This window comes from Salinicoccus sp. Bachu38 (assembly GCF_038561955.2).
Lineage (GTDB): Bacteria > Bacillota > Bacilli > Staphylococcales > Salinicoccaceae > Salinicoccus > Salinicoccus bachuensis.
This window is the reverse complement of sequence record NZ_CP138333.2, coordinates 2,548,633-2,565,550: the sequence shown is the minus strand read 5'-3', so window position 1 is coordinate 2,565,550 and position 16,918 is coordinate 2,548,633. Positions and strand designations below refer to the sequence as shown.

At 47.3% G+C, this 16,918-nt stretch carries 20 protein-coding genes, 1 rRNA gene and 1 pseudogene; 20 read left to right on the top strand and 2 right to left on the bottom strand.

Translation table 11 applies throughout. The features are described from left to right. Positions 1-79 precede the first annotated feature (79 nt). The 10 genes and pseudogenes from rrf to rsmI all read left to right on the top strand — a co-directional run bounded on the left by rrf (position 80) and on the right by rsmI (position 6,388). Positions 80-194: ribosomal RNA gene (gene rrf, locus RQP18_RS13035) — 5S ribosomal RNA — on the top strand. Between the two features lie 102 nt (positions 195-296). Next, positions 297-1,544, top strand: a complete 1,248-nt coding sequence (locus RQP18_RS13030) for a hypothetical protein (protein WP_342388098.1) — start codon at positions 297-299, stop codon at positions 1,542-1,544. Beyond that, complete coding sequence (gene tmk / locus RQP18_RS13025; RefSeq protein ID WP_342388097.1) at positions 1,541-2,173, top strand: dTMP kinase; 633 nt, start codon at positions 1,541-1,543, stop codon at positions 2,171-2,173. Before RQP18_RS13030 ends, tmk begins: the two co-directional genes overlap by 4 nt. Then, a complete protein-coding gene (locus RQP18_RS13020; RefSeq protein ID WP_031547740.1) occupies positions 2,170-2,499 on the top strand; it encodes a cyclic-di-AMP receptor in 330 nt (109 codons plus the stop codon). The genes tmk and RQP18_RS13020 overlap by 4 nt, the downstream gene beginning before the upstream one ends. Before the next feature lie 12 nt (positions 2,500-2,511). Then, on the top strand, positions 2,512-3,426 hold the full coding sequence (locus RQP18_RS13015; protein ID WP_342388096.1) for a hypothetical protein: 915 nt from the start codon (positions 2,512-2,514) through the stop codon (positions 3,424-3,426). A gap of 6 nt (positions 3,427-3,432) precedes the next feature. Further along, a complete protein-coding gene (locus tag RQP18_RS13010; protein WP_342388095.1) occupies positions 3,433-4,242 on the top strand; it encodes a PSP1 domain-containing protein in 810 nt (269 codons plus the stop codon). Continuing rightward, complete coding sequence (locus tag RQP18_RS13005; protein ID WP_031547735.1) at positions 4,242-4,556, top strand: initiation-control protein YabA; 315 nt, start codon at positions 4,242-4,244, stop codon at positions 4,554-4,556. The genes RQP18_RS13010 and RQP18_RS13005 overlap by 1 nt, the downstream gene beginning before the upstream one ends. Before the next feature lie 36 nt (positions 4,557-4,592). After that, complete coding sequence (locus tag RQP18_RS13000) at positions 4,593-5,321, top strand: tRNA1(Val) (adenine(37)-N6)-methyltransferase (protein WP_342388094.1); 729 nt, start codon at positions 4,593-4,595, stop codon at positions 5,319-5,321. Further along, positions 5,314-5,550 (top strand): annotated as a pseudogene (locus tag RQP18_RS12995) (GIY-YIG nuclease family protein); the annotation flags it as partial. The gene RQP18_RS13000 and the pseudogene RQP18_RS12995, both read left to right, overlap by 8 nt. 13 nt (positions 5,551-5,563) lie before the next feature. Continuing rightward, entirely contained in the window at positions 5,564-6,388 is an 825-nt protein-coding gene (gene rsmI, locus RQP18_RS12990; protein ID WP_342388093.1) for a 16S rRNA (cytidine(1402)-2'-O)-methyltransferase, read from the top strand. 28 nt (positions 6,389-6,416) lie between these two features. Here the strand turns inward: rsmI and RQP18_RS12985 are convergent, their stop codons facing one another. Then, the gene (locus RQP18_RS12985; protein ID WP_031547729.1) at positions 6,417-6,695 is read right to left on the bottom strand and encodes an AbrB/MazE/SpoVT family DNA-binding domain-containing protein; all 279 of its coding nucleotides are present in this window, start codon (positions 6,693-6,695) and stop codon (positions 6,417-6,419) included. Between the two features lie 298 nt (positions 6,696-6,993). On the opposite strand from RQP18_RS12985, the gene metG reads away from it, so the two are divergent. The 5 genes from metG (at position 6,994) to RQP18_RS12960 (ending at position 11,612) form a co-directional block, all read left to right on the top strand. Next, complete coding sequence (gene metG, locus RQP18_RS12980) at positions 6,994-8,967, top strand: methionine--tRNA ligase (RefSeq protein ID WP_342388092.1); 1,974 nt, start codon at positions 6,994-6,996, stop codon at positions 8,965-8,967. A gap of 12 nt (positions 8,968-8,979) precedes the next feature. Then, entirely contained in the window at positions 8,980-9,744 is a 765-nt protein-coding gene (locus tag RQP18_RS12975; RefSeq protein ID WP_342388091.1) for a TatD family hydrolase, read from the top strand. 75 nt (positions 9,745-9,819) lie between these two features. Next, positions 9,820-10,371, top strand: coding sequence for a ribonuclease M5 (gene rnmV / locus RQP18_RS12970; RefSeq protein ID WP_342388090.1), 552 nt, complete (start codon positions 9,820-9,822; stop codon positions 10,369-10,371). 5 nt (positions 10,372-10,376) lie between these two features. Further along, positions 10,377-11,273 carry a 16S rRNA (adenine(1518)-N(6)/adenine(1519)-N(6))-dimethyltransferase RsmA gene (rsmA, locus tag RQP18_RS12965; protein WP_342388089.1) on the top strand — a complete coding sequence of 299 codons (897 nt, stop codon included), beginning with the start codon at positions 10,377-10,379 and terminating at the stop codon, positions 11,271-11,273. Between the two features lie 75 nt (positions 11,274-11,348). Next, entirely contained in the window at positions 11,349-11,612 is a 264-nt protein-coding gene (locus RQP18_RS12960; protein ID WP_031547719.1) for a Veg family protein, read from the top strand. Between the two features lie 85 nt (positions 11,613-11,697). Here the strand turns inward: RQP18_RS12960 and RQP18_RS12955 are convergent, their stop codons facing one another. Continuing rightward, entirely contained in the window at positions 11,698-12,261 is a 564-nt protein-coding gene (locus RQP18_RS12955) for an NADPH-dependent FMN reductase (RefSeq protein ID WP_342388088.1), read from the bottom strand. Positions 12,262-12,440: 179 nt separating this feature from the next. On the opposite strand from RQP18_RS12955, the gene RQP18_RS12950 reads away from it, so the two are divergent. From RQP18_RS12950 to purR, 5 genes are all read left to right on the top strand, one after another. Further along, a complete protein-coding gene (locus RQP18_RS12950; RefSeq protein ID WP_342388087.1) occupies positions 12,441-13,352 on the top strand; it encodes a LytTR family DNA-binding domain-containing protein in 912 nt (303 codons plus the stop codon). A 161-nt stretch (positions 13,353-13,513) separates the two neighbouring features. Beyond that, the gene (locus RQP18_RS12945) at positions 13,514-14,362 is read left to right on the top strand and encodes an ABC transporter ATP-binding protein (RefSeq protein ID WP_342388086.1); all 849 of its coding nucleotides are present in this window, start codon (positions 13,514-13,516) and stop codon (positions 14,360-14,362) included. 1 nt (position 14,363) lies between these two features. Next, positions 14,364-15,068 carry an ABC transporter permease gene (locus RQP18_RS12940; RefSeq protein WP_342388085.1) on the top strand — a complete coding sequence of 235 codons (705 nt, stop codon included), beginning with the start codon at positions 14,364-14,366 and terminating at the stop codon, positions 15,066-15,068. 77 nt (positions 15,069-15,145) lie between these two features. Continuing rightward, on the top strand, positions 15,146-15,991 hold the full coding sequence (ispE, locus tag RQP18_RS12935) for a 4-(cytidine 5'-diphospho)-2-C-methyl-D-erythritol kinase (protein ID WP_342388084.1): 846 nt from the start codon (positions 15,146-15,148) through the stop codon (positions 15,989-15,991). A 63-nt stretch (positions 15,992-16,054) separates the two neighbouring features. Next, positions 16,055-16,918, top strand: coding sequence for a pur operon repressor (gene purR / locus RQP18_RS12930; protein WP_342388083.1), 864 nt, complete (start codon positions 16,055-16,057; stop codon positions 16,916-16,918).

The window sequence follows — 16,918 nt, the reverse complement described above, 5'->3', positions numbered from 1 at the left end:
AATGAAAACCGTGTTGGTTTTCTGCGCAGCGCATTGTTTCTATCCGGTTTTGAATGTATATCATTCAACCTGAATATTGTCCGGTGGCACTGGCGGAGAGGCCCCACCTGTTCCCATGCCGAACACAGCAGTTAAGCTCTCCAGCGCCGATGGTAGTTGGACTGACGTCCCGTGAGAGTAGGACGCCGCCGGGCAATTACATACAAGGATTCCTTTTATAGGAATCCTTTTTTTGTGTTATTGGAACCTTTTTGCTTATAATTAAAGGAAAATATATCAAACCCAGTGGTGAATATATGGAACTGTATAAAAAGATAACTGAGAAGATCCGGCATGAATGCATTTCGATGCATGTACCAGGGCATAAAAATAATACAATCGGCTATTTGTCTGATTTGGATTGGCGCTATGATATGACAGAGATAGAAGGACTGGATGACCTTCACGATCCTGCTGATGTACTCAGTCGGCTGAATGCAGATATTGCCACAAAATATGAAGGATATAAGGCGCAACTGATGGTAAATGGAACTACAAACGGGATTATATCCGCCATCTATGCACTTTCCCAAGCTCATGAGCGCTTTATTGTCATCAGAGGTGCGCATAAATCGGTCTATCATGGTTTGGGTCTCACGGGGTCATCGTATCGGGAGATGGCTTTGGAAGAAATCTACTCAAATGACATCAACCCGGGGGACGTCGTGATCATTACTTATCCTACATATACTGGAGAATGTTTTGATATAGAGAATGCCATCCATCATATCCATTCGCTAGGGGGCCTTGTACTGACGGATGAGGCCCACGGAGCCCATCTCGATATAGCAGAAGGGTTTCCATCTTCCTCAATGAAATTCGATTCGGACATCACTATCCAGTCGTACCACAAGATGCTGCCTGCCCTGACGATGGCTTCGGTCATCTTTGTCAGGGATGTGAAATTATATGAAAGCATCATGAAATATATCAATTACTTCGAAACATCGAGTCCTTCCTACCTGGTTATGCTTTCGATAGAACAGGCGCACGCATTCTATAGGAACTATTCAGCCGATGAGTTCTTCCGAAAGAGGTCGCTGATGATTGAAATATTGGAAAGGGAAGGACTCCAGGTGAATGAACAGGATGACCCGGCGAAAATTCTTCTGAAGCATAAGGATATGACGCCCTTCATGTTGCATGATGTCTTCACTGCCCATTATATCTATCCGGAGATGGTGACGGATGAAGGTGTTCTGTTCTGTCTTCCCCTGTTTCATGCACAGGACAGGTATCCCTTTTCACTGCTCATCGACCGTATCGGGAAAGTGGAGTTCAGAGCAAGGAAGCTTGAACCGGCCGAAGCAGAGGTGGACATATTAGAGGGACGGAGGTGTGTGAAAACCATCGTACCCTATCCACCAGGGATTCCGCTCGTCCATGAAAATGAAGTGATCACACAGGCGCACCTTAAATCGATTAAGCACTATCTTTATAATCATGTTAGAATAGAAGGTATAAAATATAATTTACAATACTACAGTAATGAGGATAATCAATGAGCCATTTCATAACTTTTGAAGGACCGGAAGGTTCGGGAAAGACGACGCTCATCGCCCGGGTTTTCGAATATCTTTCCAAGTCGCATGAAGTAATCATGACGCGGGAACCTGGTGGCATAGGGATAAGCGAGATGATCAGGGAGATCCTTTTGGCCAAAGGGAACGACATGGATGAAAGGACCGAAGCATTGCTTTTTGCCGCATCCAGGCGACAGCATCTTGTAGAAAAGGTGATTCCTGCACTGGAGGCAGGGAAGATTGTCCTATGCGACCGCTTTATAGACAGTTCCATTGCCTATCAGGGTTATGCGCGGCATATAGGCACTGAAGCAATAATGGATATCAACCGTTTCGCGATAGAGGACCATATGCCCGATTTGACAATCTATCTGAAGTTGGACCCTGAAATCGGTCTTGAGCGCATTTCCAGTAATGAACGGAACCATAACAGATTGGATGCCGAAGAAATAGACTTTCATAAAGATGTTGTTATGGGTTATAATGAATTATCAGAAAATTACCCAAGCCGCATTAAAATAGTAGATGCAAACCAGTCGCCTGATAGGGTGATGGAGGATGCAATAGAGATAATTAACCAATACTTGAATCAAGAGGTGAATCAGTCATGAAAATGATAATCGCAATTGTACAGGATCATGACAGTCAGAGGTTGGCTGATCGGTTGGCTAAAAACGACTTCAGGAGTACCAAGCTTGCAACGACAGGCGGATTCCTCAGGGCAGGAAATACGACCTTCCTTTGTGGTGTCAGAGATGAGCGTGTGGATGAACTGCTCACACTGATCGATGATACTTGCGGAAACCGGGAGCAGACAGTGGCTCCAGTCACGCCAATGGGAGGAAACGCAGATTCCTACATCCCTTATCCGGTAGAGGTTGAAGTGGGTGGCGCAACAGTATTTGTACTGCCTATTGAACAATTTGAAAGATTTTAAGAGTGAAACGCTATGAAGGCTGAAAATAGCGTCGTTGAAAACCAATTGAATCGAATTATAGAAAATGGCAGATTGAGTCATACTTACATGTTTGAAGGAGATGCGATAGAGACCTTAAAGCGTTATAGCGAGTATTTCGCACTGAACATCCTTGGGCATACACCAAGGAACGCGCGGCTGATTTCAGAGGGGAACCATCCGGACTACTTCTACCTTGAGACTTCGGAAACGAGTATCAAGAAGGAAGCGATCGAAGACCTCGTCCGGCGAATGAATCGCAAACCGACCGAATCCGAGTATAAGGTCTATGTGATCGAAGCCTTTGAAAAGCTGACACCTCAGGCAGAAAACAGCGTATTGAAGTTTCTTGAAGATCCTCCAGACAAAACGATTGCAATTCTGCTTACCATAGATAAAAGCAGCATACTTCCCACCATCCACTCGAGGGCTCAGCACATCCATATTAAAGGAGAGCGTGATGACCGTATAAAGATGCTGGATTCATTGAGTCAGCCAGAGCTTACCACCGTAGATGTACTAGCTCTGAATGCCCAGCATGTCAAAGATCTTGAGGCGTCATTTTCAGGTCTGAGACAGGCTGCAATGGATTTTTCAGCAAAATGGCTCGGGAATCATCCGCTGGTACTGATAGAGATCAAACCGATGCTCGACCTGTGCCAGAACAAAAGGGACCATGCCCTCCTGCTGCAGATGATTGACGGCTACGTCAGGCAATGTCTGCATGAACTGCTGGAGCTTGAGGATTTCAAACCATTCGGGGATGAAGTGAAAAATATGAAAGCAGGGCAGCGTGTGGAAAAGCTGTCGCGCATGCTGGAGGAAGTTCAGACTGCAAACCGTCTGCTACAGTCCAATGTGCATCCGATGCTCGTATTTGAAAGTATGGTTATCTGCTCGAAAGGTTGAATGATTATGATAGAACTCATCACTGCTACCCAACTGGACTATTTCGATAATATTTATATAGAAGCGAAGGAAGATAAGGTCGAGCGCGATGATTTCATTGTCACCGAGACAAAGCGCGGTATTGAAATGCTGCGTGTTGTGAAATCGAACTACCGTGTCTCAAAAGATAATATTGTGGAGCCTGATGGCAGGTTCATCCGCAAGGCAACAGATGAAGACGTGGAGACATTCCATAACAACCAGTCTCTGGCACAGGAAGCGCTCGGCTTCTGCAAGGAAGCCGTCGTACAGGAAGCGCTCGACATGCAGCTCGTCAACGCCAAGTACACCATGGATCGCAAGAAGCTCATTTTCAATTTCACGGCAGATGAAAGGGTGGACTTCAGAAACCTGGTGCGGGTGCTGGCGACCCGTTTCAAGACGCGTATCGAATTGCGCCAGATCGGCGTAAGGGACGAAGCGAAATATCTGGGAGGCATCGGACCTTGTGGCCGGGCCCACTGCTGTTCGACATTTCTTGGCGATTTCGTCCCCGTAAGCATACAGATGGCCAAAAACCAGGACCTTTCGCTGAGTCCGACAAAGATATCAGGGGCATGTGGCCGCCTGATGTGCTGTCTGAATTATGAAGACGAATATTATGAAGATGCACGCGAACAGATGCCTGACGTCGGACAGACGATTGAGACGCCTGATGGACGTGCTGTTGTAATCGGCATGAACATACTGGATCTGGTCGTGAAAGTGAAGTATAAGGATGACTATATCCGCGAATACCACTGTGATGAACTGAATGCAGCCGGCGGGGTGCAGTAATGGATCGGGAACGCCTGTTTACGCACATCAGCAAACTTGAAGCGGATATGAATCATATGTATGAGGAGCTTCAGACATTGAAGGAGCTCTCGGTCCGCCTCGTTGAGGAGAATGTAAGCCTGCAGATGGAGAAGGACAACTACGAGCAGCTTCTGGCGAAGGAAGAATCCGAGAAGGCGAAGTCATTCAAACAGAATACTTTAAACAATCTCTATGATGAAGGTTTCCACGTGTGCAGTATTCATTTCGGCACACACCGCCATGGCGAGGACTGTCTGTTCTGCCAGGGCTTCCTTCAGCATAGGAACAACTAGGCGGCTTCGGCCGCTTTATTTATTGAGGGTGAAGACATGTTAAAAGAAGGCGAACGTGTGGATGAGCTGTTCAGGGAGTCGATGAAGATCATCCAGAGCGAGGCGGTGTTCTCATTTTCTGTGGATGCGCTTTTGCTGGCAAACTTCACACGATTTTTGAAAAGGGACAGCCGCATCATCGATCTATGCTCCGGAAATGGCATCATTCCGCTGTTGCTGTCGCACCGGACCACACTTCCGATTGAAGGGGTGGAGCTCCAGCCTGAACTCGTCGATATGGCAGAACGCAGCATCGTAATGAATGGCAAAGAATCACAGATTCAGCTTTCCCAGGGAGACATCAGCAACATCAGGGAGATGTACCAGCATTCCACCTTTGATGTCATTACGGTAAATCCTCCGTATTTCACGAACAACCAGCCGCTGAAGAACAAAGGGCCGCACAGCATCGCCCGCCATGAAATCCACATCGATCTCAAGGGTGTAATCGGGGCGGCACGGTTCCTGGTGAAGAACAAGGGCCGACTTTATATGGTGCATCGTGCTGAACGGAGCATGGAAGTGGTGAATGAGCTCTTCAATGCAGGATTCCGCGTCCGGCGGCTGCAGTATGTCTATAATGACCTGTCGTCCGGGACGGCGCTGTTTGTCCTGGTAGAGGCCATATTCAACAGTCAGGCTTATGCGGACATCCTGCCACCAATCTATATCTATGATGAGAAGGGGAACTATACGGAAGAGATGATGGCGGTCTACTATGGCTGAGCACTTCGTCTATATCGTGAAATGTGCCGATGGTACACTCTATACCGGCTATGCAAAAGATGTCCGGAAGCGGCTGGAGAAGCATAACAGTGGTCAGGGTGCCAAATATACCCGCAACCGGGGCCCGGTCGAGCTCATGTATCATGAAGGACATGATACAAAAAGTGAAGCATTGAAAAGGGAGCATGCAATAAAAAAATTGACCAGACAGGAAAAGCTGGCATTGATCGGGAGGGATGGATATGCAACTCTATATCACGGGGACACCACTCGGCAACTTGGAAGACATGACCTACAGGGCGGTTGAGACGCTCAAAACCGTAGATATCATACTGTGCGAGGATACGCGTACGACACGGAAACTGACCACACATTTTGGCATCGACACGCCTCTGAGGGCATATCATGATTTCAATAAGGAAGAAGCCGAAGATCGGATCATCGAAGAGATGCATGATGGCCGGACGTTCGCCCTGGTAAGTGATGCGGGGATGCCGGTCATTTCCGATCCCGGTTTTGAACTGGTTGCCCGCATGCAGGATGAAGGGCTTGAATACGTGGTCATTCCATCAGCTTCCGCTTTTACGATGGCGCTTGTCGCGAGTGGCATCCCATCATATGAATTCACCTACTTCGGTTTTCTGCCGAAGACAGGGGGGAAGCGGAAGAAGAAGCTGAAGGAGATTATGGCACATGAGCTGACATCTGTGCTGTATGAATCTCCCCATAAGATAAAAGATACTGTGGCAATGATCAGAGATGTCGATGAAAACAGGATGGTCAGCATATCGAGGGAAATCACGAAAAAATTCGAACAGCATGTCAGAAGGCCGGCAGCCGAGATGCTGGATCTGCTGGGCGTAGACATCCCTTTGAAAGGGGAGTTCGTCATCGTCATAGAAGGGGCGGAAGCAGAGGCGGTGCACTTCGACATTCCGGTGGCCGAACATGTGGAAGCACTCATCAAGGAGGGGCTGACACCGAAGCAGGCAATCAAGAAAGTGGCGGGAGCCCGTGAACTGAAGAAGCAGGATGTCTATGATGAGTTTCATGAAACAAAAAAATAAGCGGTGGTCGCCGCTTATTTTTTATGCATTACTTATTCATCTTTGATTGGATCTCTTCGATGAGCTTCTCTGCGCCTTCCTGGCTCAGAATGATACGGCCGTCTGCAAGGCGCATGTTCTGTTCGGAGACATCTCCAGTGACAGCACACGTCATCTGAGGTTTATATTTCTTGAGAATGATCGTATCATCATCCGTATATATTTCAAGTGCATCCTTGACTTCGATATCAAGTACACGCCTCAGTTCTATAGGGATGACCACCCGTCCAAGTTCATCCACTTTGCGTACAATCCCCGTTGATTTCATAAGAATCCCTCCATAAATTCATTCATCCACTTACCCTATGCCACCTTCCTATCCATGTCCCAGAAGAAATCATGAAAAGGGAGGATCAGTATCTAGATTGGTTACCCGAGATAAAATTGATGAAACATCGAATTATCATATTGACGAACAATTGTCAATAAACATATGCCGGCTCTCTGTTGAGTTCTTGCTGATTATAGCATATTGCTTCCTCAGGTGCCAATATAAACCACTGATATTATTGAAAAAAACCGTTATATTAGTTATATTTAATAGATGAACAAATAGGAGGAAGAGCATGGAGAAACCAACTTACTATATCACCACACCGATATATTATCCAAGTGGAAAGTTGCATATCGGCAACGCCTATACAACGATTGCATGCGATGTCATGGCAAGATACAAGCGCATGCGTGGATACGATGTCTATTATCTGACTGGTGCTGATGAACATGGCCAGAAAATAGAGAAAAAAGCAGAAAAAATGGGCATTTCGCCACAGAAATATGTGGATGATATGGCAGAATATATGCAGAACCTGTGGTCGCTTCTGGAAATCACCAATGATCAGTTCATCCGTACGACAAGCCCGGGTCACAAGGCTGCAATCCAGAAGATTTTTGACAAGCTCTATGAGCAGGGCGACATCTATCTGGGTGAATATGAAGGCTGGTATTCCGTCGAAGACGAGGAGTTCTTTACAGAAACCCAGCTGGAGGAAGTCTATCGGGATGATGCCGGCAACATGATCGGCGGCATGGCACCAAGTGGCCATGAAGTGGAGCTCGTCAAGGAAGAAAGCTACTTCTTCAAAATGAGTAAATATGCAGAACGCCTCGAGAAATTCTATGAGGAAAATCCCGGCTTCATCCAGCCGGAATCCCGCAGGAATGAAATGCTGAACAACTTCATCCGTCCGGGTCTCGAAGATCTGGCGGTATCCCGTACGACATTCGATTGGGGCGTACCCGTCAAATCCAATCCCGAACATGTGGTGTATGTATGGATAGACGCCCTGTGCAACTACATTACAGCGTTGGGTTACGAGTCGGATGATGATGGCCTGTTCCAGAAATACTGGCCTGCAGATCTCCATATGATCGGCAAGGAGATCGTCCGTTTCCATGCCATCTACTGGCCGATCATGCTCATGGCGCTCGACCTGCCACTGCCGAAGAAGATACTCGGCCACGGCTGGCTGGTGATGAAAGACGGCAAGATGTCGAAATCCAAAGGCAACGTCATCTATCCGGAGACGGTTGTGGAGCGGTATGGCCTTGATGCACTCCGCTATTACCTGATGCGGGAGGTGCCATTCGGCTCTGATGGCGTCTTCACACCGGAAGCCTTTGTCGATCGTACAAACTATGACCTGGCAAACGATCTCGGGAACCTGGTCAACCGTACAATCTCCATGATCAACAAATACTTCGACGGCAACCTGCCTGACTACACAGGCCACAACAATGCTTTTGATGAAAGCCTGGAGAGTACTGTATATGAAAACGTCAAACTCTATGAAGAAAGCATGGAGGAGATGGAATTCAACAAGGCACTCAGAGCCGTATGGACGATCATCAGCCGTACGAACAAGTACATTGATGAAACGAAGCCCTGGATCCTCGCAAAAGACGAGTCGGAACGTGAAGCGCTCGGCAGCGTCATGGTGCACCTGGCGGAAAATATCCGCATCATTGCAATTCTCCTGAAGCCGTATCTGACACATGGACCGAAAGAGGTCTTCAGGCAGATGAACGTGACAGACCTGGAACTTCAGACGTTCGATTCCATCCTGTCATATGGCAGCATCCGAACAACGGGACAGATGATCACAAAACCGGAACCGATCTACCCGCGTCTTGATGTGGAAGCGGAAGTCTCCCACATCAAGGATCTGATGACACCTGAGGAGCCGGAGGCAGATGTCGAGGAAGAAGAGGATGCTGGGAAAATCACAATCAAGGATTTCGATAAGGTGGAAATCAAAGTCGCGACAGTCATTCATGCAGAAGGCATCAAGAAAGCGGACAAGCTCCTCAAGATCGAGGTGGACCTTGGAAGTGAAAAACGTCAGATTGTATCCGGCATCCGCGAGGCTTATGAACCTGAGGATATCGTCGGTAAAAAAGTGCTTGTAGTGACGAACCTTGAACCGGTGAAGCTCCGGGGGGAACTGTCCCAGGGAATGATCCTTACAGCAGAGAAGGGCAACCACCTGACGCTGATATCAGTGCCGAGCGGCATTGAGAACGGCAGTACAGTCAAATAAGGAGGACATATCATGCTTATTGATACGCATGTACATCTGAATGCAGACCAGTATGATGAAGACCTGGAAGCCGTCATCGAACGCGCGGAGGAAGCGGGTATCGGCAAGATGGTCGTCGTCGGTTTCGACAGGAAGACGATCGAACGCACGATGGATCTGATCGACCGGTATGACAACATATACGGTGTCATCGGATGGCATCCGGTGGATGCCATAGACTGTACAGATGCGGATCTTGAATGGATTGAGGAACTGTCCAGTCATGAAAAGATAGTGGGTATCGGTGAGACCGGACTCGACTATCACTGGGAAAAGTCCCCGCATGATATCCAGAAGGAAGTCTTCAAAAAGCAGATCGCCCTTGCCAAACGTGTCAACCTTCCGATCATCATCCATAATCGCGAAGCAACATTGGATTGTGTCGACATCCTGAAGTCGGAAGATGCACACGAAATCGGCGGCATCATGCATGCATTCAGCGGCACCCCTGAGATTGCAGATGAAGTCATCAATATGAACTTCCATGTTTCGCTGGGTGGGCCTGTAACGTTCAAGAACGCCCAGGACCCGAAAGAAATCGCCAAGCATGTGCCGATCGACAAACTGCTGGTGGAGACGGATGCGCCATACTTGGCACCACATCCGTACCGTGGAAAAAGAAACGAGCCGGCCAATGTGAAACTTGTTGCTGAAAAGATAGCCGAACTCAGGGAAATATCCTATGAGGAACTGGCAAAGCAGACAACAGAAAATGCCGAGAGGCTTTTTAAGATATAGAAATAAAATCACCGCACCGACGGTGGTTTTATTTTTTGCATGAAAAATATGATATTATGGAAATGAGGTGCATATATGGACAGACCGGTAATAAAGGAAGTCATCATCGTCGAAGGCAGGGATGACACAAGGCGTCTGAACGAAGCTGTTTCCTGTGAAACAATAGAGACGAAAGGCTCCGCCATCGACGAAACAGTGATGCGTGAAATAGAAGTGGCGCTGGCCACGAGAGGTGCAATCATATTTACCGATCCGGATTACCCTGGGCAGAAGATCCGCAATACGATACTCGAAAGATTCCCGGACATCAAAGAGGCCTTCATGCCCCGGGCGAAAGCGAAGGGGAAGAACGGGGGAATCGGGATAGAACATGCAGCTGTGGAGGATATCATCGAGAGCCTCTCGCAGGTGTATACAAGCGTATCGGACCATGAAGAAAAGATCACCATCCAGGACATGGTCAGATGGGGACTGTCCGGAAACAGGGAAGCTGCAAACCGTCGGATATACTTGTGCAGCCGGCTGAACATCGGTTATGCCAATGCAGGGCAGCTGAGGAAGAAGCTGAACCGATACAGTATTGGTCATGCACAGATCGAACGGATACTAAATGAATTAAAAAGGTGAATAGAATGAAGGATATCGCGACAGTAGGAAGAACAAAGCAAATATTGGCAGACCACGGATTCACCTTCAAGAAGAGCCTTGGACAGAACTTTCTCGTCGACCTGAACGTGATCAGGGAAGTGCTGAACAAGGCCGGCATCACGGAGAGGACCGGCGTCATAGAAGTGGGGCCGGGTATCGGCTCATTGACCGAGCAGCTTGCGAAGCGTGCAGGTAAAGTGGTGGCCTTCGAGATTGATCAGCGCCTGATTCCCGTGCTCGAAGATACACTCTCCCCGTACGCCAACATTGAAGTGATCAATGAGGATATATTGAAAGCCGATATCAGAAGGACGATTGCCGAAGAATTTTCGGAATGTGACGAAGTGATTGTCGTTGCGAATCTGCCCTATTACATTACAACGCCCATACTGATGAATTTCCTGGAGCAGAATCTCCCCATTGCGCGCTTTTATGTCATGATGCAGAAGGAGGTGGGGGAACGGATCAGCGCAGCACCGGGCAGCAAGACATATGGGTCATTGTCCATCGCCATCGATTATTTTACAGAAGCACGTGTGGTCCAGAACGTTCCCAAGTCCGTATTCATGCCACCACCGAATGTAGACTCCATCATAGTGGAGATGGTGCGCCGTGAGACACCGAAAGTGGAAGTGGAGGATGAAGCGCTATACTTCAAGCTGACACGTGGTGCATTCGGCCAGAGGCGGAAGACGATCCTCAATAACTATTCGAGTATCTTTGAAGATGGGAAGAAGAAAAAGGAAGCCATCCATCAGATGCTGGAGCAGGCGGGCATCGACCCGGGACGACGCGGCGAGAGTCTTTCTACGGAAGACTTTGCAAAAATATATGATGCACTCAAAGCGTTTCCGGAGCTCAAAGTAAGTGGTGAAGTCTGAAAATTGACTGAATTTACTCGAAATTTTGACAGAATTATGTAAACTTGCTATAATGGATGTAGTGAGGTGGGCCAAATGCCAAAAACTTTAGTCGACATCAAAAATATTCTTGATTGTCAATTGGGGAATCCAGTTTTACTCCGTGCAAATGGAGGACGCAAGAAATTGATTGAACGACGGGGTATTCTTAGAGAAACGTATCCTTCTGTCTTCGTCGTAGAGCTCGATCAGGAGGAACATAGCTTTGAAAGAGTGTCATATACATATACGGATGTATTGACATCAAACGTTGAAGTGACATTCTATAATGAAGAGAGAGAAGCATTTGTAATCCAATAATCGAACGGCGGCCGCCATCCTGGGATGGCGGCTATTTTTTTATATCAAATATAGAAAAGGACAAGCTGAGGCTTGTCCTTTTCTGCTATCTGATTGTTTTGAGTCCTTTGGACCAGTTCACTGTCGTCGTGATGACGTTCTCCATCGTCGCATTGTGCAGCTCCGCCGGTTTGAAAGTCGTCATGTTCTCAAAATCGGTGAACAGGCTGAAGGCACCGAACGGCGTTACCGTTGCGATGTTCAGGTTGCCGAGGATCTGACGCAGGGAGAGTGTCGCCGCAACTGCCAGTGTGGAACCATAGCCTACGATGCCTGCTGCCTTGTTGCCCCATTCCGGTCCGATATAGTCGATGGCATTCTTCAGGGAAGAAGTGATGCTCTTATTGTACTCAGGTGTGATGAATATGAAGCCATCAAGCTCATCAATCTTCTGGGACCACGCATTGACCGTATCCTTGGAGTATTCCTTGTTCGCCATGGCAGGCGGTACGTCTTCATTGAACATCGGGAACTCGTATTCTTTGATATCGACGATTTCGAATTGCGCATCCAGGTCCATCTTTTCTGCGAAATCCTTTACCCATTCTGCAACCTGCAGATTGACGCGTGCAGGGCGTGTGCTGCCTGTAATAATTCCAATTTTAACCATAAATGATTCCTCCATCAAGATATATATTCTAGTTATAAAAAGTAACTTACTTTTTATATATTACATTAAATGGATTAGATTTCAACCTTTTTGTCTTCAATGAAAATCGTATTTGTGGAAAGCAGAAGAACCCCAACTATAATATAATATACATATAATCGGATTTTGAGGTGAAGGGAATGGACGAGATCAGAGTTTCCGAAGTGATTGGTAAAGAGAACGGGCAGGCAATAGCGTTTGAGCCCGGAGAATCAGTCGTTATACAGATGCCGGTGGAGTATATCAACAGAATCGCCGATATGTTGAAACGCTCACAGGACATCTTCTTACTCGAGAGCTCAATGCCCTTCTATAATCGTCTGACAGTACGGGAGCAGCTCAAATTCAATGCAAAGTGGCACGGCAGCGGACTGGCTGTTGAAAATATCATCAGACAATACAACCTCGAACCATGGCAGAAGACGCGACTTTCCAAATGTACTGAGGAGATTATCCAGAGGATGGGTTATATCCATGCAATGATGTCTTCACAGAAAAATATTCTTGCAGTAGATCCTCTGCATAGTGCAACGGTCGATAATATCCATCTATTCCATAAAGCCATTCATCAGATGAAACGGATGGAAAAATCTATGGTGATTATTACGCAGAGCACAGAAGAAGCGTTCGTACTGTCATCAGACATATTGAAACTCAATGAGCAGGGACTCAAATCAGTGGCAACAGACGAGGCTTCGGAGGAACCACAGGTTACGCTCAAGAGGCTGAAGGCAAAATACCAGGATAAAACGATCTTCATAGACCTTGAAGATATAGAATATATCGAAAGCAGTGAAGGGAAGGTACTGATAAATATTTCCCGGGAAAAGTTCGTGATGGAGGGCACACTTGCCCAGGCAGACGAAAATTTGAGAAGTTACGGCTTCTACAGATGTCATCGTTCATACATCGTCAACCTGAAAAAGGTGAAGGAGATCATTTCCTGGTCGAAAAATACATATTCGGTGGTCATGGATAACCCGGAAAAGACCAAGATTCCCTTATCCAGGACAAAATATAATGAGATTCAGGAGTTATTGTTGCACCACTAGTACAATCCGGCTGAAATGTACTCATTTCAGCCGGATTTGTTCACTCTCCATCTTTCCCCTTCCACAATCCATCCTCATTATTCAACATCTCAAATGGAATCCATCGCGACAGGTCCATAGACTTTCTATAATGAAGTCGAAGAATGAATGGAGGTTGAATTATGGAAAGAGTAATCATTATGGAAAATGTGAAGAAACATTTTGCCAATGAAGAAGCTTTGAGAGGTATAACATTTGAAATCGCGAAAGGAGAAGTATTTGGTCTACTGGGACCGAGTGGGTCTGGAAAGACGACTACCATCAAAATACTGACAGGGGAACTCGAACCCTCGGAGGGACGGGTTGAAGTGCTGGGCCATTCACACGAAACATTCAATAGTACGCAATATGTAAAATCGCTAGGCATACTCTCGGACAACAGCTCATTGTATGAACGTCTCACTGTTAAAGATAACTTGGCACTTTTCAGAAAGTTATACAGTACAGAGCAGACGAAAGTGAATCAGGTACTGAAAGATGTAGGCCTGGAAGAACATATCAATAAGAAGGTCAAGGACCTGTCCAAAGGTATGAAACAGCGCATACTGCTGTGCAAGGCGGTACTTCATGAACCGGAAGTACTCTTCCTTGATGAACCGACAAGCGCCCTTGATCCTGTGACAACAGACAGCATTCATGCCATGCTCCTTAAAATCAAGTCGCAAGGTACAACAATCATGCTGACGACGCATAATATGGACGAGGCGACAGCGCTCTGTGATACGGTTGCTTTCCTGAACAGTGGCACAGTCATTGACATGGGTTCTCCGGAGTCGCTCAGGCAGGCCTACAAGACCAATGACATCCATATAACATACAGAAATGGGACGACCAGACATATACCGAGACATAAGGAAAACAGGTCACAGCTGGAAAATGCCCTATTCGATCCGGAAGCCGTCAATATAGAAAGCGACTATCCAACATTGGGTGAAGTATTCAAAAAAGTAACGGGAAAGGAGCTTGTCTGATATGAACACAGGAAGAATCATGGCAATATTTGAGAAGGATCTGAAAGAGTTCATGCGGAATGCGATGCTTTTCACGACAATACTACTCCCCATTTTTCTGGCATTCATGTACTCACGCATGGGTGATGGGGAGGAAGCTCTTCCTACAATGCTCGTATATCTTATTGTCGGCGTCGCATTCTCGGCGATACTATGCAGTGGCATTATGACAATGATGGCTGAGGAGAATGAAAAGAATACATTGAGAGGGCTGATACAGTCACCTGCATCAATGGTGGATATATTGGCCGGTAAGAGCCTTGTCGTTATTCTGATGACTGCCGCTTCTCTTGTCATATCCTTCCTTATTATGGATGTGGCATTTGAATGGTCGGTTGCTTCGGTTGGGGGTCTGGTTCTGCTGGCACTGTTTTTCCTTAATGTCGGCATAGCTGTCGGTCTTACCGTCGATAGTGTAGCTACAACCTCAGTCTATCTGCTGCCAATAATGTTTGTATTCGGCTTCACTCCGATGATTGAGGTGATTATACCGGATTCGGATCATTTCATCAGACAGTTGACCGATTACCTGCCACTGTACCAGAATATCGCACTGCATGAGAACGAAACAGCGGTTCCATTACTCATTCTGGTCGCCTGGACACTTGTGAGTTTCCTCTATGTCACATGGGCTTTCAGAAAGCGTATGAGCGACGAGGCGAAATAGATGCCCCAAAGTCATATTGTATCCAGTGGATTTATGATAAACTGATACAAAAATGACCGTATAATGGAAGTGAAAGCATGCATTTTGAAACAGCACCAGCCAAGATCAACCTGACTCTGGACACACTATACAAAAGGGACGATGGATATCATGAAGTGAATATGGTCATGACGACCGTCGATCTGAACGACCAGCTCTCCTTTGAGAAAAGGACTGATAGGAAAATAGTCATCGAAACTGAACACCAGTATGTCCCATCAGACCGACGCAATCTGGCATATCAGGCGGCGGAGCTCATGATGGATACATATGGCATCACCAGTGGTGTGACCATTTCAATAGAGAAGAACATACCGATTGCTGCCGGACTCGCCGGTGGATCTGCTGATGCTGCTGCAACATTCAGGGGCATCAATGCCCTGTACAACCTGGAGCTTGATATCGATACGCTCGCTGAACTGTCCGGTGAACTCGGATCGGATATCCCCTTCTGTGTGTACGGGGGAACGGCCCTGGCCTCAGGAAGAGGAGAGAGGATAGAGCATCTGCCCAAACCGCCGAATGCCTGGGTGGTGCTGGCAAAGCCCAAGGTGAATGTCTCGACGAAGACGATCTACCAGGCACTGGAGCCCGGCAGGAATGTCCCGGCTTCCCCAAAGATGGTCGAAGCGATAGGGAACCGGGATTACCCGTTGATGATGCAGGTGATGAAGAACGATCTGCAGGAAGTGACCATGAAGAAGTACCCGGATGTCAGGAAACTGATCGATACGATGCTCAGCAATGGTGCAGACGGTGCCATGATGAGCGGCAGTGGTCCGACGGTCTTCGGGTTTGCGCATAAGGAGAGGCAGGCCACCCATCTCTACAACGCAATAAAGGGATGCTGTAACGAAGTTTATAAAGTGAGATTGCTCGGATGATTGCCGAAAACCGAACTTTTATGGTAACATCACTATATTAAATACGGTATTAGGAGTTATCTTATGAAATTCAAACGCAGTGAACGTCTGGTCTTCATGACCCAGCATCTCACATCGCATCCGAACGAGCTGATTCCCCTCACTTATTTTGTCAACAAGTTCACGCAGGCAAAGTCTTCCATCAGCGAGGATATCCGGATTCTCAAAGATGTTTTTGAGAATGAAGGGATCGGTACGGTGCAGACGACGGCCGGTGCAGGCGGCGGGGTGACATTCCAGCCAAGGATAAGCGATGCGCGTGCGCGGGAGACCGTCGGCCGTTTCATGGAGATATTGAAAATGAAGGACCGGCTGCTCCCGGGAGGTTATCTGTACATGTCCGACATCATGGGCAACCCCCATCTGATGAGCGATATCGGCGAGCTGATTGCGACGATGTATGGTGATGAGACGATCGATGCCGTCGTGACGGTGGCGACGAAGGGGATTTCCCTCGCAAACGCAGTTGCAAGAAAGCTGAATGTGCCTGTGGCAGTGATCCGGAAGGATAATAAGGTGACGGAAGGCTCGACTGTCTCCGTTAATTATGTGTCGGGGTCGACACGGAAGATAGAAACGATGGTCCTGTCCAAAAGGACATTGAAGGAAGGTTCGAAAGTGCTGGTCGTGGACGACTTCCTCCGGGCGGGCGGCTCGATTTCAGGAGTCATCAATCTGATGGAGGAATTCTCCGCAGAAGTGGTCGGTGTCAGCGTACTTGTAGAAGCGAAGCAGGTGGAGAACAGACGTTTCACCGACTACACTTCGCTGCTGAAGGTATCTGAGATCGACGAGTTCAACCAGTCCTTCCTGGTAGAAGAAGGCAACTGTTTGGAGTATATTGAAAGAAGAAAAGAAGTATCCAATTCACAGTCAAAGGAGTTTTAA

What these genes read in the sequence shown, in the direction of transcription:
- tmk (WP_342388097.1), top strand. Translation starts at nt 1,541, where the DNA reads ATGAGCCATTTCATAACTTTTGAAGGACCGGAAGGTTCGGGAAAGACG.
- rnmV (WP_342388090.1), top strand. Translation starts at nt 9,820, where the DNA reads ATGGACAGACCGGTAATAAAGGAAGTCATCATCGTCGAAGGCAGGGAT.
- RQP18_RS12985 (WP_031547729.1), bottom strand. Translation starts at nt 6,695, where the DNA reads ATGAAATCAACGGGGATTGTACGCAAAGTGGATGAACTTGGACGGGTG.
- RQP18_RS13020 (WP_031547740.1), top strand. Translation starts at nt 2,170, where the DNA reads ATGAAAATGATAATCGCAATTGTACAGGATCATGACAGTCAGAGGTTG.
- RQP18_RS12955 (WP_342388088.1), bottom strand. Translation starts at nt 12,261, where the DNA reads ATGGTTAAAATTGGAATTATTACAGGCAGCACACGCCCTGCACGCGTC.
- rsmI (WP_342388093.1), top strand. Translation starts at nt 5,564, where the DNA reads ATGCAACTCTATATCACGGGGACACCACTCGGCAACTTGGAAGACATG.
- metG (WP_342388092.1), top strand. Translation starts at nt 6,994, where the DNA reads ATGGAGAAACCAACTTACTATATCACCACACCGATATATTATCCAAGT.
- rsmA (WP_342388089.1), top strand. Translation starts at nt 10,377, where the DNA reads ATGAAGGATATCGCGACAGTAGGAAGAACAAAGCAAATATTGGCAGAC.
- RQP18_RS13000 (WP_342388094.1), top strand. Translation starts at nt 4,593, where the DNA reads ATGTTAAAAGAAGGCGAACGTGTGGATGAGCTGTTCAGGGAGTCGATG.
- RQP18_RS12950 (WP_342388087.1), top strand. Translation starts at nt 12,441, where the DNA reads ATGGACGAGATCAGAGTTTCCGAAGTGATTGGTAAAGAGAACGGGCAG.
- RQP18_RS12945 (WP_342388086.1), top strand. Translation starts at nt 13,514, where the DNA reads ATGGAAAGAGTAATCATTATGGAAAATGTGAAGAAACATTTTGCCAAT.
- RQP18_RS12975 (WP_342388091.1), top strand. Translation starts at nt 8,980, where the DNA reads ATGCTTATTGATACGCATGTACATCTGAATGCAGACCAGTATGATGAA.
- RQP18_RS13030 (WP_342388098.1), top strand. Translation starts at nt 297, where the DNA reads ATGGAACTGTATAAAAAGATAACTGAGAAGATCCGGCATGAATGCATT.
- RQP18_RS13010 (WP_342388095.1), top strand. Translation starts at nt 3,433, where the DNA reads ATGATAGAACTCATCACTGCTACCCAACTGGACTATTTCGATAATATT.
- RQP18_RS13015 (WP_342388096.1), top strand. Translation starts at nt 2,512, where the DNA reads ATGAAGGCTGAAAATAGCGTCGTTGAAAACCAATTGAATCGAATTATA.
- purR (WP_342388083.1), top strand. Translation starts at nt 16,055, where the DNA reads ATGAAATTCAAACGCAGTGAACGTCTGGTCTTCATGACCCAGCATCTC.
- RQP18_RS12940 (WP_342388085.1), top strand. Translation starts at nt 14,364, where the DNA reads ATGAACACAGGAAGAATCATGGCAATATTTGAGAAGGATCTGAAAGAG.
- RQP18_RS12960 (WP_031547719.1), top strand. Translation starts at nt 11,349, where the DNA reads ATGCCAAAAACTTTAGTCGACATCAAAAATATTCTTGATTGTCAATTG.
- ispE (WP_342388084.1), top strand. Translation starts at nt 15,146, where the DNA reads ATGCATTTTGAAACAGCACCAGCCAAGATCAACCTGACTCTGGACACA.
- RQP18_RS13005 (WP_031547735.1), top strand. Translation starts at nt 4,242, where the DNA reads ATGGATCGGGAACGCCTGTTTACGCACATCAGCAAACTTGAAGCGGAT.